Annotated in this window: 10 protein-coding genes; 7 read left to right on the top strand and 3 right to left on the bottom strand. The window is 72.1% G+C overall.

Annotated features, from left to right (window positions below):
* Nucleotides 1-67: 67 nt before the first annotated feature.
* Nucleotides 68-697 (bottom strand): TetR/AcrR family transcriptional regulator, encoded by a 630-nt coding sequence (locus SGFS_RS17080; protein ID WP_286251219.1) that lies wholly within the window; start codon nt 695-697, stop codon nt 68-70.
* Nucleotides 698-835: 138 nt separating this feature from the next.
* Between SGFS_RS17080 and SGFS_RS17075 the strand changes: the two genes are divergently transcribed.
* From SGFS_RS17075 to SGFS_RS17055, 5 genes are read left to right on the top strand one after another with little or no spacing between them, the layout of a single operon-like run.
* Complete coding sequence (locus SGFS_RS17075; RefSeq protein WP_286251218.1) at nt 836-1,963, top strand: VOC family protein; 1,128 nt, start codon at nt 836-838, stop codon at nt 1,961-1,963.
* A 26-nt stretch (nt 1,964-1,989) separates the two neighbouring features.
* Nucleotides 1,990-2,952, top strand: coding sequence for a fumarylacetoacetate hydrolase family protein (locus tag SGFS_RS17070; RefSeq protein WP_286251216.1), 963 nt, complete (start codon nt 1,990-1,992; stop codon nt 2,950-2,952).
* Nucleotides 2,949-4,550 (top strand): bifunctional 3-(3-hydroxy-phenyl)propionate/3-hydroxycinnamic acid hydroxylase MhpA, encoded by a 1,602-nt coding sequence (mhpA, locus tag SGFS_RS17065; protein WP_286251215.1) that lies wholly within the window; start codon nt 2,949-2,951, stop codon nt 4,548-4,550. The genes SGFS_RS17070 and mhpA overlap by 4 nt, the downstream gene beginning before the upstream one ends.
* A complete protein-coding gene (locus SGFS_RS17060) occupies nt 4,547-6,574 on the top strand; it encodes an acetoacetate--CoA ligase (RefSeq protein WP_286251214.1) in 2,028 nt (675 codons plus the stop codon). Before mhpA ends, SGFS_RS17060 begins: the two co-directional genes overlap by 4 nt.
* Before the next feature lie 31 nt (nt 6,575-6,605).
* Nucleotides 6,606-7,361, top strand: coding sequence for a dienelactone hydrolase family protein (locus tag SGFS_RS17055; RefSeq protein WP_286251213.1), 756 nt, complete (start codon nt 6,606-6,608; stop codon nt 7,359-7,361).
* A 40-nt stretch (nt 7,362-7,401) separates the two neighbouring features.
* Here the strand turns inward: SGFS_RS17055 and SGFS_RS17050 are convergent, their stop codons facing one another.
* Nucleotides 7,402-8,049, bottom strand: a complete 648-nt coding sequence (locus SGFS_RS17050) for a hypothetical protein (RefSeq protein WP_286251212.1) — start codon at nt 8,047-8,049, stop codon at nt 7,402-7,404.
* Nucleotides 8,050-8,228: 179 nt separating this feature from the next.
* On the opposite strand from SGFS_RS17050, the gene SGFS_RS17045 reads away from it, so the two are divergent.
* Both SGFS_RS17045 and SGFS_RS17040 read left to right on the top strand, forming a co-directional pair.
* Nucleotides 8,229-9,458, top strand: a complete 1,230-nt coding sequence (locus tag SGFS_RS17045; protein ID WP_286251210.1) for a sensor histidine kinase — start codon at nt 8,229-8,231, stop codon at nt 9,456-9,458.
* Entirely contained in the window at nt 9,455-10,057 is a 603-nt protein-coding gene (locus SGFS_RS17040; RefSeq protein WP_286251207.1) for a response regulator transcription factor, read from the top strand. Before SGFS_RS17045 ends, SGFS_RS17040 begins: the two co-directional genes overlap by 4 nt.
* A 30-nt stretch (nt 10,058-10,087) precedes the next feature.
* On the opposite strand, the gene SGFS_RS17035 is transcribed toward SGFS_RS17040, so the two are convergent.
* The gene (locus tag SGFS_RS17035) at nt 10,088-14,242 is read right to left on the bottom strand and encodes a bifunctional nitrate reductase/sulfite reductase flavoprotein subunit alpha (RefSeq protein ID WP_286251206.1); all 4,155 of its coding nucleotides are present in this window, start codon (nt 14,240-14,242) and stop codon (nt 10,088-10,090) included.
* Nucleotides 14,243-14,309 lie beyond the last annotated feature (67 nt).

Raw genomic sequence — 14,309 nt, 5'->3', positions numbered from 1 at the left:
GTGCCGTTGGCGGCGACCGTGTGCCGGATCGCCTCGGCGGCCGGCCCGCACATGTGTGAGCAATGAATCAGTCCGGCAGCGGTCGTCGCGCCACCTCGTGGGCGTCCTCCGGGGGCACCCCCAGCATGCGCAGGACCATCTCGGCCAGATTCGTCGCCGCCTCGTCGCCGTCCAGGTCGGGGCGGGTGAACCTCAGCTCCACCAGGGACAGCAGGGTCCCGCCCAGCGCGGACAGGGCGACCATCGGCTCGACGGGGGAGAAGCGGCCGGAGGCGACGCCGACCGCCAGGTCGCGCAGGGCGCGGGGCGCGAGGCCCCGGTCGGAGTGGAGGTAGCCGAGGCCGCGGTGGCGCAGGATCTGCATCAGCTCCGGGTGCGACTCGGTCATGCGGGTGCTGAGCCGGAAGCCCGCCGCGACCAGCTCCGCCGGGTCGTCGATACCCCGCAGTCGCTCGTCGAAGGCCTGGCCGAACTCCTCCAGCGCGTCCACCACAGCCGCGTCGAACAGATCGGTCTTCGACTCGAAGTGGTTGTAGAAGGAGCCGAAGCCCACGTCCGCGCGCTCCGCGATCGCCTGGATGCTCGCGCTGGTGTCCCCGGTCTCGGCGAGGATCTGCCGGGCCGCGCGGACGAGTGCCTGACGGGTCTCGGCGCGACGCCGCTCGAACCGGTTGCTGGGCGGGGCTGACGTAGGCATGTCGTGAGTCTAGTCGGGGCGGCGAGATCGCCCCCAGTTCTGATGAATCCATCACTTCACCTCGCCGAAGCCTTGACGGCGAAAGAATCAAACTTGATGATTTCATCATTACGGCCATGTTGCTTGGAGGACGACGCCATGTCACGGACAGCCCATCAGGACCTCCACAGTGAGCGGGGCGCCCTGCGCGGTGAGCACCCGGGCCGGTCCCGGAACCCGGTGATCAAGGTCGCCGACCTGGCCTGGCTGGAGTTCGAGAAGCCCGACCTGGACCGGGCGGAGGTCTTCGCCCGGGACTTCGGCTTCCAGATCGCCGCCCGCACGGAGCGCGAGCTGTGGCTGCGCGGCACCTTCGCGGGCTCGCCCTGCATGGTGATCCGCAAGGGGCGCACGTCCCGCTTCATCGGCCCGGCGTTCCGCGCGGCCGAGCGGCCCGACCTGGACCGGCTGGCCCGCGCCACCGGCACCGAGGTGCGAGACCTCGATCAAGCTGCGGTCCCCGGCGGCGGACGATCCGTCGAGCTGCTCGACCCCTCCGGCTTCCCGGTCCGGGTCGTGCACTGCGCCGAGCGGCTCCCCGAGCTGCCCGGACAGCAGCCGCTCACCCTGAACTTCGGCACGGACCACCGTCGTACGAACGCCCCCCAGCGCCCGCCCCGCGAGCCGTCCCGGATCCAGCGGCTCGGCCATGTGGTGCTGGAGACAAGGGTGTTCGCGCGGGCCCTGGACTGGTATCTGGACACGCTCGGCATGATCGTCAGTGACTTCCTCTTCCTGGACGGGCAGCGCGACCGCGGTCCGACCATGGCGTTCATCCGCTGCGACCAGGGCTCCCTGGCCGTCGACCACCACACCCTGGCCATGCATCTCGGGCCCGGCACCGGCTATGCCCACTCGGCGTACCAGGTCACCGACCTGGACGCGCTCGCCGCCGGCGGGGAGTACCTGGGCGAGCGCGGCTACCGGCGCAGCTGGGGCATCGGTCGGCACATCCAGGGCAGCCAGCTCTTCGACTACTGGCGCGACCCCGACCACTTCATGCTGGAGCACTTCGCCGACGGCGACCTGTTCTCCTGCGACCTCGAACCCGGCTGGGCACCCATGTCGACCAGCGGACTCGCCCAGTGGGGCCCGCCGGCCACCCGGGACTTCCTCGGCGCGAGCCCCTCCCCGCAGCGGGTCCGCGATGTCGTCCAGGCCCTGCGCGGCGACAACGAGATGGACCCGGCGCGCCTCCTCGGTCTGCTCAAGGCCGCCCGTTCCTGACCCCGCCCCCTCACGAAGGCAATGACATGAGTACGAACATCCTGCGCACCGCCGAAGGCTGGTGGGCCGTCCGCGGCGACCGTGCCGTCCCCGTCGACACCAAGGCCGTCACCACCGCCGAGCTGCTGGGCGACCGCGACGCCGTACGGGAGGCCGCCGCCTCCGGCGAGGCCGGCACCCCGGTCGCCGACCTGGCCGCCCTCTCCCCGGTCACCACGCCCTGCCGGGTGGTCTGCCAGATGGTCAACTACCGCAGCCACGCCCGCGAATCGGGCTTCACCAGCGACATCCCGCCCGCCTTCTTCCGCAAGGCGTCCGGCTCGGTCAGCGGCCCGGGCGAGCCGGTCGTGCGGCCCTCGCACGTGAAGTTCCTCGACTACGAGATCGAGCTCGGCCTCGTCATGGGGGCACCGCTCCCGGTGGGCACCGTCGTCGAGGAGCGGGACCTGCCCTCATACGTCGCCGGGCTGGTGATCACCAACGACATCAGCGCCCGTGACGTCCAGCTGACCAGAACGCAGTTCTACGAGAGCAAGTCGTACCCGACGTTCACGCCGACCGGCCCCCATCTGACCCTCCTGGAGCCGGAGGAGTTCGACCGTCTCCTCGATCTGCGGCTGAGGCTGAGCGTCAACGGCGATCTGCGGCAGGACCGCACCCTCGTCGACATGATCGTCCGCCCGGCGCAGGCGCTGACCCTGCTGGCCAGGTTCCAGACCCTCGACCCCGGCGATCTGCTGCTGACCGGCACCCCCGGCGGCACGGCCCTCAAGGCACCGCCGAAGGCCGTCGAGAAGATCGGCTCGCTGCTGCCGCCCGCCGTGAAGTGGAACGCGTTCTTCAAGAGCCAGGCCCGCAATCCGCACTACCTCCACGAGGGCGACCTGGTGACCGCCACCATCGCCACGCCGGACGGGCGGATCGACCTGGGCGAGCAGCGCACCCCGATCGCGGACACGAAGCAGAAACCACAGGTGAGCCGCGTATGACCGTCGACCGAGCCGAATCAGGGGACGACACCGAGTCCGTCTCCGTACCCGTGGTGATCGTCGGCGCCGGGCCCGTGGGAGTGACCGCCGCGCTCCTGCTCGCCCGGCGTGGTGTCCGCAGCGTCGTGCTAGAACGCCACCAGGACGTCTACCCCCTGCCGCGTGCCGTCGCCACGGACGACGAGGTGCGCCGGATCCTCCAGGCCGCCGGGATCCACGAGGAGTTCGCGGCCGTCTCCCGCCCGGCGCGCGGCCTCAGGCTCCTCGACGCCCGGCACCGGGTGATCGCCGAGTTCCCGCGCTCCCCGCACGGCCACCACGGCTTCCCGCAGACCAGCATGTTCGACCAGCCCGAGCTGGAACGGCTGCTGCGCACCGCCCTCGCCGAGCGCCCGGAGTGCGAGCTGCGGGGCGGGGCGGAGGTCACCGCCGTACGGCAGGACGACACCGACGGGCCGGTCCACGTGACCTACCGCGACGAGGACGGCCGTACGCACCGGCTGCGCGCGGACGCGGTCCTCGGCTGCGACGGCGCGGGCAGCCTCACCCGCGAGGCCGTCGGCGCCGCATGGGAGGACCTGCGCTTCGAGGAGCGCTGGACCGTCGTCGACGTCCGGACGAAGGCCCGGGTCCGCTGCTGGGAGGGCGTCGACCAGGTCTGCGACCCGAACCGCCCGGCCACCTTCATGCGCATCGGCGAGGACCGCTACCGCTGGGAGTTCCGGCTGCCGGACGACACGGAGCCCGACGCCGAGCGGCTGCGCGAGCTGGTCGCCCCCTGGGTGGACATCGCGTACGACACCGACTTCGAGGTGGTGCGACAGGCCCGGTACACCTTCCGGGCCCGGGTCGCCGACCGCTGGCGCCGGGGCCGGATCTTCCTGCTCGGCGACGCGGCCCATCTGACCCCGCCGTTCGTCGGGCAGGGCCTGTGCTCGGGGCTGCGGGACGCCCACAACCTGAGCTGGAAACTGGCCGCCGTCCTCCAACAGGGCGCCGACGAGCGGATGTTGGAGACGTACGAACGTGAGCGCAAGCCGCACGCCCGGCATGTGATCCGGCTCGCGGTCGCCACCGGCTGGGCCATGACCGGCGGCCAGGACGGGGCCGCCGCCCTGCGCCGGACGGCCGTGGCCGCGGCCGGCCGGATACCCGGAGTGGCGGGCCTGGCCGCCCGCAACCTCAGCCGCCGTCTGCCCACGGGCCCGCTGGTAAGCCGGGGCCGCCTCGGCGGCACCCACTGCCCGCAGCCCTGGACCCGCGCCGCCGACGGTGGCCTCGTCCGCCTCGACGACGTGCTCGGCGACTCCTTCGCCGTCCTTACGGCGGTGCCCCTGCCGCCGTCGGCGCACGCCCTCGCGGAGGGGCTCGGCGCCGAGGTCGTGCGGGTGGGCGAGGTCGACGACGGCACCCTCGCCGACTGGCTGCGCGCCGGCCACGCGGACGCCGTACTGCTGCGGCCCGACCGGGTCGTCCTGGACACCGTCCCGGCAGGCGGCGACCGCTTCACGGGCACCTCCGCCTGGGCGCCCCTGCTGTGCACCACCCGCCGGCCCGCCGAACAGCCCGCACTCTTGCCGAGGAGCACCGCGCCATGACCACGCCACACCCGAAAACGCCACACCCGAAAACCGCCCCGGCCCCCTTCTGGTCTCCCGACCCGGAGACCGCCGACCGCACCCGCATCGCCGACTTCGCCCGCTGGGCCGCACGCCACCGGGGCGTCGAAGCGGCCGGCTCCGACTACGCGGCCCTGCACCACTGGTCGGTCACCGACCTGGAGGGGTTCTGGGGCGCGCTCTGGGACTACTTCGACATCGACGCGGCCCCTGCGTACGACCGGGTGCTGGCCGAGGAGCAGATGCCCGGCGCCCGCTGGTTCACCGGCGCCACCCTCAACTACACCCACCACGCCCTGCGCGACCTCGCCGCCGACGAACCGGCGGTGATCGCGCTGGACGAGACGGGCGCCGCGTACGAGGTGACCGGGCAGCGGCTGCGCGCCCAGGTCGCCTCCGTCGCCGCCACCCTGCGCGAGCTGGGCGTGGGGCTCGGCGACCGCGTCGTCGGCTATCTGCCCAACACCCCGCACGCCGTGGTCGCGTTCCTCGCCGCCGCGAGCCTCGGCGCCGTCTGGTCGGTGTGCGGCCAGGACTACGCGCCGAAGGCCGCCGCCGACCGCTTCGCCCAGCTCGAACCGACCGTGCTGATCGCGGCCGACGGCTACCTCTTCAACGGCACCACGCACGACCGCCGCGAAGCCGTCCTCGAACTGGCGGGCGCGCTCCCGACGTTGAAGGCCACGCTCCTCGTCACCCACGTGGGCCTGTCGCAGCTTCCGGACAACTTCCCCTCGCTTGCGATCCCTTGGGAGGACGCGGCCACCCGCACCGAGGAACTCGCCTGCACGCCAGTACCGTTCGACCACCCGCTCTGGGTCGTCTTCTCCTCCGGCACCACCGGCCTGCCCAAGGGCATCGTCCACGGCCACGGCGGCGTCCTGCTGGAGCACCTCAAGACCCTCGGCCTCCACTCCGACCTCGGCCCCGGCGACCGTCTCCTCTGGTACACCACCACCCACTGGATGATGTGGAACCTGGTTGTCTCCACCCTCCTGACGGGCGCGACGACCTGCACGTACGACGGCAGCCCGGCCCCCTTCGCCCGCCCGGACGTCCTGTGGGAGCTGGCGGCCCGCCACCGGGTGACCGTCTTCGGCACGAGCCCCCAGTACCTGCTGGGCATGGCCAAGTTCGGCATCGCCCCGTCCGTGCACGACCTGTCGGCGATCCGGGCCGTCGGCTGCACCGGCTCCGCGCTGCCCGCGTCCGCGTACCCGTGGGTCCGAGACCACGTCGGCGACCGGGTCCAGCTCGTCTCCATCAGCGGCGGCACGGACGTCGTCTCCGGCTTCGCGGGCGGCGCGCCCACCACCCCGGTCTGGGCGGGCGAGCTGTCCGCGCCCCACCTGGGCGTGGCGCTGGCCGCGTACGACACCGAGGGCCGCCCGGTCACGGACGAGGTGGGCGAACTGGTCGTCACCCGCCCCATGCCCTCGATGCCCCTGCGCTTCTGGAACGACCCGGACGGCGGCCGCTACCACGAGGCCTACTTCGCGGCGTACCCCGGCGTGTGGCGGCACGGCGACTGGATCACGGTCACGGGCCATGGCTCGGTGATCGTCCACGGCCGCTCCGACAGCACGTTGAACCGCAACGGCGTACGCCTCGGCAGCGCTGACATCCACGACGTCGTCGAACGCCTGCCGGAGATAGCGGAAGCCCTGGTCATCGGCGCGGAGGAGCCCGACGGCGGCTACTGGATGCCGCTGTTCGTGGTCCTCGCGCCCGGAGCCGAACTCGACGACCCGCTGCGCGAGCGCATCCGCGAGGCCGTCCGCACCGGCGCCTCACCCCGCCATGTCCCCGACGAGATCCTCGCCGTGCCCGCCGTCCCGCACACCCGCACCGGCAAGAAACTGGAGGTCCCCGTCAAACGCCTCCTCCAGGGCGCCCCCGCCGACCAGGTCGTCAGCCCCGCCGCCGTCGACGCCCCCGACCTCCTCGCTCACTACGCCCGCCTGGGCGCGGAGCGCCGAGAGCGGAGGACTACCGTGGGGTGACTGCGACTTCAGGTAAACGGGAGGCACTTGTATGACCGCCGTACGCGGCACATCCGTGGACATCACGACCGAGGACGGCACGGCCGACGCCTATCTCGTCCGGCCCGACGACGACGCCGCGCACCCGGCGGTCCTGCTCTACATGGACGCCTTCGGACTGCGCCCGCAACTGCGGGCGATGGCCGACCGGCTGGCCGCCGCGGGCTACACGGTCCTGGTGCCCAACCTGTTCTACCGGCACGGCCGCACCCCCGTGTTCGACCTGCCCGAGTTCATCGACACGGGCGCGCGGCCCGACCTGTGGGAGAAGATCTATCCCCTCGTGCTGTCGGTGACACCGGAGCTGGCGGTGCGCGACGCCGAGGCGTACACACGGTGGCTGGCCGACAGCCCGGACACCACGGACGGGCCGATAGGCCTCACCGGCTACTGCATGGGCGCCCGACTGACCCTGCCCACCGCCGCGGCGCTCGGGCAGCGGGTCGCCGCGGTGGCCGGCTTCCACGGCAGCCGGCTGGTGACCGACGCCCCGGACAGCCCTCATCTGTCGGTGGACGCGGTGACCGCCGAGGTGTACTTCGGCCACGCCGACCAGGACCCCGGCCTGCCCCCGGAGCAGATCGACGGCTTCGAGAAGGCGCTCACCGCGGCGGGCGTACGCCACCGCACCGAGGTCTACACCGGCGCCACCCACGGCTACACCCAGGCCGACACCTCCGCCTACGACGCCGAGGCGGCGGAACGGCACTGGACGGCGCTGCTGGACCTGTTCGGCCGTAACCTGTAAAAGCGGTCAGCTCGTAAAAGCGGTGCCAGGTGGTCGCCGATCAGGGCAGGAACAGCAGCTCGACGGCGACCACCACGTCCACGACCCCGCACCACTCGGCGAAGCTCGGCGCCACGACCCCCTCCAGCCTGCGCGCCCTCAGGTGGACGAAGTCCCAGACCCCGTGGAAGAGCCAGCCCGCCGCCACGACAAAGCGCCCGAGGTCCGGGTCCACGGCGAGCCCCACCAACGCGAGCGCGCAGAACACGACGGCGCCCACCGCCTGGACCCCGAACACGGCCCGGCCGTGCGGCGTGCCCCGCAAGGCGCCCCACAGCAGCACCACCAGCGCGACGCCGACCAGCACACCGGACGGCGAGACGACCTCCTGCGCCAGCAGCCCGAACACGACCACCAGACTCCCCCCGAGCAACGGCCAGGTCACCCGGGGCTTCCCGGCCTGATGGACGATCACGTACAGCAGCGGCAACAGGGGCAGGATCTCCCCGTGGACACCGACCGCGTCGCCCGCGGTCCCCGAGCCCTCCGAAACGATGCCCGTGATCAGGCCGGGCAGCGTGAGCGCGAGGGCCAGCGCGGTGGGCCAGCGGCGCAGCAGGGCACGGGCGGCAGGGGAGTGCCTCCCTCCGCGCCGGGCGCTCCCGCTGCCGTCCCGTTCATGTACGGCGATGTCGTCGCGGCTCCGCATGGCGCTCTCCTCATTCCTCGCGATACCCGGTGGGGGTGTCTGTCCGCCTTCACCCTGCCGAAAGGAGAGCGGCCGCCAGTAGTGCCGTCCCCACACGTCCTCGCATGGAGATGTCACGTCCGCTCATGACATCTGTCATGAGCGGACGGGCGGGCGAACACCCCTGCGACAATGGCCGCGTGCGTGACGGGCCGAGCGAGCGCGGGGCGGGGCTGACGAGCCTCCGTCGCTACACCTGGTGGACCGTGCCGGGGACCACGGTGTGCCTGCTGGCGCTCTTCTACGGCGACTGGATCCTGGACGGCGACGTTCCCCTCTGGGCCCGCGTCCCCGTCGCCGCGGCCCTCGTGGCCGACGTGGTGGCGAGCGCGGTCCTCCTCGGAAGATGGCTGACTCCCACCCCTGATGCCGAAGTCCCGCTGCCCAAGGGGTGGTTGGTGGCCACGATCGCCGCCACGACCGTCCTCGCGGCGCTCCCGCTCGCCCGGCGCGACTACGGCCTCTGGGCCGTGGCCCCCGCCGTCACCGTCGCGATCTGCGCCACCTACCTCCCGCCGAGCCGTCGACGGCACCTGCTCATCGGCGCGGCACTCCTCGCCACGCTCCCCGGCGCCGCCGTCAGCCTGACCACCGGGGACGGGGAACTGCCGTACGCCACCCTCTTCCCGGCCGGGCTGCTGCTCTTCACCGTCTGGATGGTGCTCGGCCCGCTCTGGGCGTGGAACCTCGCGGGACGGCTCGACCGGGCGCGGCGGCTGGAGGCCGAACTGGCGGTCAAGGACGAGCGGCTGCGGTTCGCCGCCGACCTGCACGACATCCAGGGCCACCACCTCCAAGTCATCGCCCTCAAGAGCGAGTTGGCGGCCCGGCTCGTGGAGGTGGACCCGACGCGCGCCGCCGAGGAGATGCGGGAGGTACGACAGCTGTCCGCGGAGGCCCTCAGGGACACCCGGGCCGTGGTGCGGGGTTATCGACGTACGACACTGGAGGACGAGATCGCCAACGCGACCCGCGTGCTGGCGGCGGTCGGCATCGACGCCCGTACGACACTCCTACCGGCCGCTGCCGCACCTGAGTTGACGCCCACCGCCCGGCATCTACTGGGCCTGGTCATGCGGGAGGCCACCACCAACGTCCTCCGCCACAGCCAGGCCCGGCACACCGAGGTCGACTACCGCGTCACCGACGGCACGGCCCGCCTGAAGGTGGGCAACGACGGCGTCGACGGGCTTCCCGCCACCGACGGCGACGGCACGGGCCTGCACAGCCTCGGCGAGCGACTGCGCGCAGCCGACGGCGAGTTGCGGTGGCACAGGGACGGCGACCGCTTCGAGATCGAGGCGTCACTGCCGACGGACGCGACCGACACCGTGCCACCGCACCCGGCGAACGGACCGGTGACCCGATGATCCGCCTCCTCATCGCCGACGACGAGGACCTCCTGCGCAGCGCGCTGGCCGCCCTGCTGTCGCTGGAGGCCGACCTCACCGTGGTCGCCGAGGCCGCCACCTCCACCGACGCGGTACGGCTCGCCCGCGAGCACCGCCCCGACATCGCCGTACTCGACCTGGAGATGCCGCCCACCGACGGACTGCGCGCCGCCGAGGAGATCGCCGCCGAACTCCCCACCCGGATCGTCCTGGTCACCCGGCACGCCCGCCCGGCCGTACTGCGCCGCGCCCTGGCCGTCGGCGTACGCGGCTTCGTCCCCAAGACGACCTCCGCGAACCGGCTGGCGGAGATCATCCGCGACATCGCCGCCGGCCGCCGCTACGTCGACCCCGACATCGCCGCGTCCGCGCTGACCGAGGACGACTGCCCGCTCAGCGACCGCGAACTACAGGTCCTGCGCGCCGCCCGCACCGGCGCCTCGGTCGCCGAGATCGCCGCCGAGGTCCAGCTGGCCCGGGGCACGGTCCGCAACTACCTCTCCGCCGCGATGGCCAAACTGGGCGCCCCCACGCGGCACGCCGCAGCGCACCACGCCTGGCGGCAGGGCTGGATATAGCAGGGATCGGCTCAGAGACGGGGGGCCGGCTCAGTACACGTCCCGCAGATACCGCTTCTCCGTGGCCAGCTGCTTCACATACGCGGCGGCCTCGGCCTCGGTCAGCCCGCCGTGCGCCACGGCGATGTCCCGCAGCGCCTGGTCCACGTCCTTCGCCATACGGGAGGCGTCGCCGCAGACGTAGAAGCGGGCGCCGTCCTGGAGCCAGTGCCACAGCTCGGGCCCGTGCTCACGCATCCGGTCCTGGACGTACACCTTCTTGCGCTGGTCGCGGGAGAAGGCGGTGTCCAACCGGCTGAGCACACCGGCATCCTGAAGCTCCGTCAGCTCGTCTTCGTAGTAGAAGTCGGTCGCCCGGTGCTGCTCGCCGAAGAACAGCCAGTTCGGCGCCCGGTGTCCGAGGGCCTGCCGCTCCTGGAGGAACCCGATGAAGGGCGCGACGCCGGTGCCGGGGCCGACCATGACCATCGGGGTCGCGGGGTCGGCCGGCGGCCGGAAGTGCGGCGAGCGCTGCACGGACAACGGCACCTCCATCCCGTCCTCCCCGTCGGCGAGGAACGGCGAGCAGACCCCGCCGCGCGCCCGTCCGTGCAGATTCTCGTACCGCACGACGGACACCGTCAGCGACACCTGGTGCGGATCGACGAGCGGGCTCGACGAGATGGAGTACAGCCGGGGCTGGAGCCGCTTGAAGACATCGGCCCACTCCTGGGCGGACGCCCGCACCCCGAACTCCGTCACCACGTCCACGGCCTGCCGGCTCCAGGACCACTGCGCCAGCCCGTCCTTGTTGTCCGGCCGCATCAGCTTCTTCAACTCCCGGTTGTCCCGCGTCCGTTCGGAGACGAAGCGCAGCAGGTCGGAGTTGATCCGGGTGATGTCGAGATGCCGGTGCAGGGCCTCGGCGAACGGAAGCTCGCCAACTCCGTTGACGTGCACGGAAGCCGACCCGTCCAGCCCGGTCACGGCCAGCCACTCCGTCACCAGGTCGAGGGAGTTGACCGGCCGTACGCCGAGCGCGTCGCCCGCCTCGTACGTGAGCCCCGTCCCGCTGGTGTCGAAGGTGAACCGGCGCACCTCCTTGCCCGCGCCGGGCAGGCTGAGCAGCCTGTTGCCGACCAGCCGGCCGACGGCGGGCGCGGGCTTGGCGGCCCGGGTGGCGGAGGGAGTGGCGGAGGGAGCGGGAGCCGCAGTGCGTTCCGGGGCGGTGGTGGTGGTCCCGAGCGCGGTGAGCACCTGGTCGAGCCAGGCGTCCGCCGACGGCTCGTAGTCCGGCTCGCAGTCCGTACGCGGCGCGAGCCGCACCCCGCCCAGCTCGTCGAGCCGGGTGTCCAGCCTCCGGCCGTGCCCGCAGAAGTCGTCGTACGAGGAGTCCCCGAAGGCCAGCACGGCATAGCGCACACCGTCCATGCGCGGGGCCTCCTGGTGGGCCAGCGCCTCCCAGAACCCGGAGCCGTTATCGGGCGCGTCGCCGTCACCGAACGTACTGGTGATGAGCAACAGGTCTGCGCCACGCGGCAGTTGACCGACCTCGGCGTCGTCCATGCCGACCAGCGTGGCCCGGTGCCCCGCCGCCCCCAGATGCTCGGCGGCGGCCACCGCGAACTCCTCGGCGGTCCCGGTCTGCGAGGCCCAGAGCACGACGACCTCACGCCCGGCGGGCTCGACGACGGCGGGAACCACGCCGGGGGCCGCGGACCGCGAGTACATCCCCGCGAGCACCCCGTTCACCCACAACGCGTGCTCAGCACTGAACGGCGCGTCCGGCGGCAACACGGGCACCCCGACGACACCGGACCCGAGCCCGGCGAGGAACCCGGTGAGGTACTGCCGTTCCTGGGAGGAGAGGACGGGCGGGGGAGAGGGCTCGAGGCCCAGGGCAGCCATTCCGGCGCCGATGGCGGGCCCTTCGGCCCCGGTCGGCACCAATTCGGCCCGTCCGGCGTTCGAGGACGAGCCCGAAGGGCGATCCAGCTCCCGCCCACCCGCAGCCGACCCGTCCACCCGCTCGGCGGAGCCCAGTGACGGGGGCGAGGAAACCCGGGTCACTCCCACCGCGCACACCTTCAACTCCGGCTGGAACGACAACGGATCCACCGCGTCGCTCGTCACCGCGTTGATGCTCAGATACTCCCCGAACAGGTCGTTCCAGTGGAACGGCGCGAACAGACACCCCGGTCGCACCCGATCCGTCACGACCGCGGGCAGCACGGCCCGCCCCCGCCGCGAGGCGACCTCGACGGAGTCCCCGTCGGAGATCCCCAACCGCTCGGCATCCCGGGGATGCACCTCCACGAACGGCCCCGGATTCAGCTTGTTGAGCTTGGCCACCCGCCCCGTCTTCGTCAGCGTGTGCCACTGATGCTGCAACCGCCCGGTGTTGAGCACGAACGGATAGTCGTCGTCCGGCATCTCGGCGGCGGGCATGTGCGGCCGGGCGTGAAAGACGGCCCGCCCGCTCGCGGTCGGGAAGAGCAGCCCCCCGTCCTCACGCACATACCGGATCGGATTCCGCTCCGGCCCGCTCTCCTGCGCCGCGGGCCACTGCACCGGCGTCGACCGCAGCCGCTCGTACGTCACACCCCGCAGATCCCACCCGGTCTTCGGGTTCCACGCCCGCTTGATCTCCTCGAAGACCTGCTCGGCGCTGTCGTACGAGAACCCCTTCTCGTACCCCATCTCACGGGCGACGGCCGCGATGATCCGCCAGTCGGCCATCGCCTCGCCGGGCGGATCGGCGGCCGCAGCGGCGAGCGTCAGATTCCGCTCGCTGTTGATCAGGACGCCCTCGGATTCGGTCCACAGGGCGCCGGGCAGCACGACATCGGCGTACGCGTTGGTCTCGGTGTCGGTGAAGACGTCCTGCGTGACGACGAACTCGGCGGCCTCAAGCCCCTCGATCACGGTCTTCCGGTTGGCGACCGAGGCGACCGGGTTGGTGCAGATGATCCAGCAGGCCTTGATCTCCCCGTCGGCCATCTTCTGGAACATCTCGACGGTGCCCTTGCCGACCCCGTCCTTGCGCAGCGTCTGAGGCGCCAGCTCCCACAGCTCCTCGACGAACGCCCGCTCCTCGTCCACGAGCACGGACCGCTGACCGGGCAGCCCCGGCCCCATGTAGCCCATCTCGCGCCCGCCCATGGCGTTCGGCTGCCCGGTCAGCGAGAACGGCCCGCTGCCGGGACGGCAGATCGCGCCGGTCGCCAGATGCAGATTGACCAGGGCGTTGGTGTTCCAGGTGCCGTGCGTGGACTGGTTGAGCCCCATGGTCCAGCAGCTCGTCCACTCCTGGGCCTCACCGATGAGCCGCGCGGCCTCCCGGATGTCGTCCGCGGCGAGCCCGGTGATCTCGGCGACGGCGTCCGGCGCGTACTCGGCGAGGAAGTCGGGCATCGCCTCCCAGCCCTCGGTGTACGCGGCGATGAAGTCGGGATCGGTGTGCCCGTCCGCGTGCAGCAGATGCAGCAGCCCGTTGAGGAACGCGAGATCCGTACCCGGACGTATCTGCAGAAACAGATCGGCCTTGTCGGCCGTCGCCGTGCGCCGAGGATCGACGACGATCAGCTTCGCGCCCGCCTTGACCCGGTCCATCATCCGAAGGAAAAGAATCGGGTGACAGTCGGCCATGTTCGAGCCGATGACCAGGAAGGCGTCCGCCTTGTCGAGATCCTCGTACGAGCCGGGCGGCCCGTCGGCACCCAGCGAGAGCTTGTAGCCGGTGCCCGCGCTCGCCATGCACAGCCGGGAGTTCGACTCGATCTGGTTGGTGCGGATGAAGCCCTTGGCCAGCTTGTTCGCCAGGTACTGGGCTTCGAGGCTCATCTGCCCGGAGACATAGAAGGCGAACGCGTCGGGCCCGTGCTCGTCGATGATCGCGCGCAGCCGCCGGGCGGTTTCGGCGATCGCGGCGGAGACGGGCGCCGGCACCGGCTCGTCGCCCCGGTCGTCCCGTACGAGGGCCGTGGTGAGCCGGCCGGGCGCGGCCAGCATGTCGGCCGTCGTCGCGCCCTTGGTGCACAGCCGCCCGAAGTTCGCGGGGTGAGCCTTGTCACCGGACGCCTTCAGAACCGTACGCCGTCCGTCGGGACCCATCCCGACGTCGAGGAGCATGCCGCAGCCGACGCCGCAGTACGAGCACACGGTCCGCACCTGGGTGGTCGTGCTCTGCGGGCCCTGTGCGGCCACGGGCGGCCCCTCTCTGTCGGCGTCCGGGGTGTCCGGTCGGTGTCCCGTCGCTGTCTGGTACGGCGGC

It is taken from the genome of Streptomyces graminofaciens, from assembly GCF_030294945.1.
GTDB classification, from domain to species: domain Bacteria; phylum Actinomycetota; class Actinomycetes; order Streptomycetales; family Streptomycetaceae; genus Streptomyces; species Streptomyces graminofaciens.
This window is presented reverse-complemented; position numbering and strand designations above follow the sequence as displayed.

Excerpts from the sequence above, each read along its gene's own strand:
- SGFS_RS17040 (WP_286251207.1), top strand. The coding sequence starts at position 9,455 with ATGATCCGCCTCCTCATCGCCGACGACGAGGACCTCCTGCGCAGCGCG.
- SGFS_RS17075 (WP_286251218.1), top strand. The coding sequence starts at position 836 with ATGTCACGGACAGCCCATCAGGACCTCCACAGTGAGCGGGGCGCCCTG.
- SGFS_RS17070 (WP_286251216.1), top strand. The coding sequence starts at position 1,990 with ATGAGTACGAACATCCTGCGCACCGCCGAAGGCTGGTGGGCCGTCCGC.
- SGFS_RS17055 (WP_286251213.1), top strand. The coding sequence starts at position 6,606 with ATGACCGCCGTACGCGGCACATCCGTGGACATCACGACCGAGGACGGC.
- SGFS_RS17080 (WP_286251219.1), bottom strand. The coding sequence starts at position 697 with ATGCCTACGTCAGCCCCGCCCAGCAACCGGTTCGAGCGGCGTCGCGCC.
- mhpA (WP_286251215.1), top strand. The coding sequence starts at position 2,949 with ATGACCGTCGACCGAGCCGAATCAGGGGACGACACCGAGTCCGTCTCC.
- SGFS_RS17050 (WP_286251212.1), bottom strand. The coding sequence starts at position 8,049 with ATGCGGAGCCGCGACGACATCGCCGTACATGAACGGGACGGCAGCGGG.
- SGFS_RS17060 (WP_286251214.1), top strand. The coding sequence starts at position 4,547 with ATGACCACGCCACACCCGAAAACGCCACACCCGAAAACCGCCCCGGCC.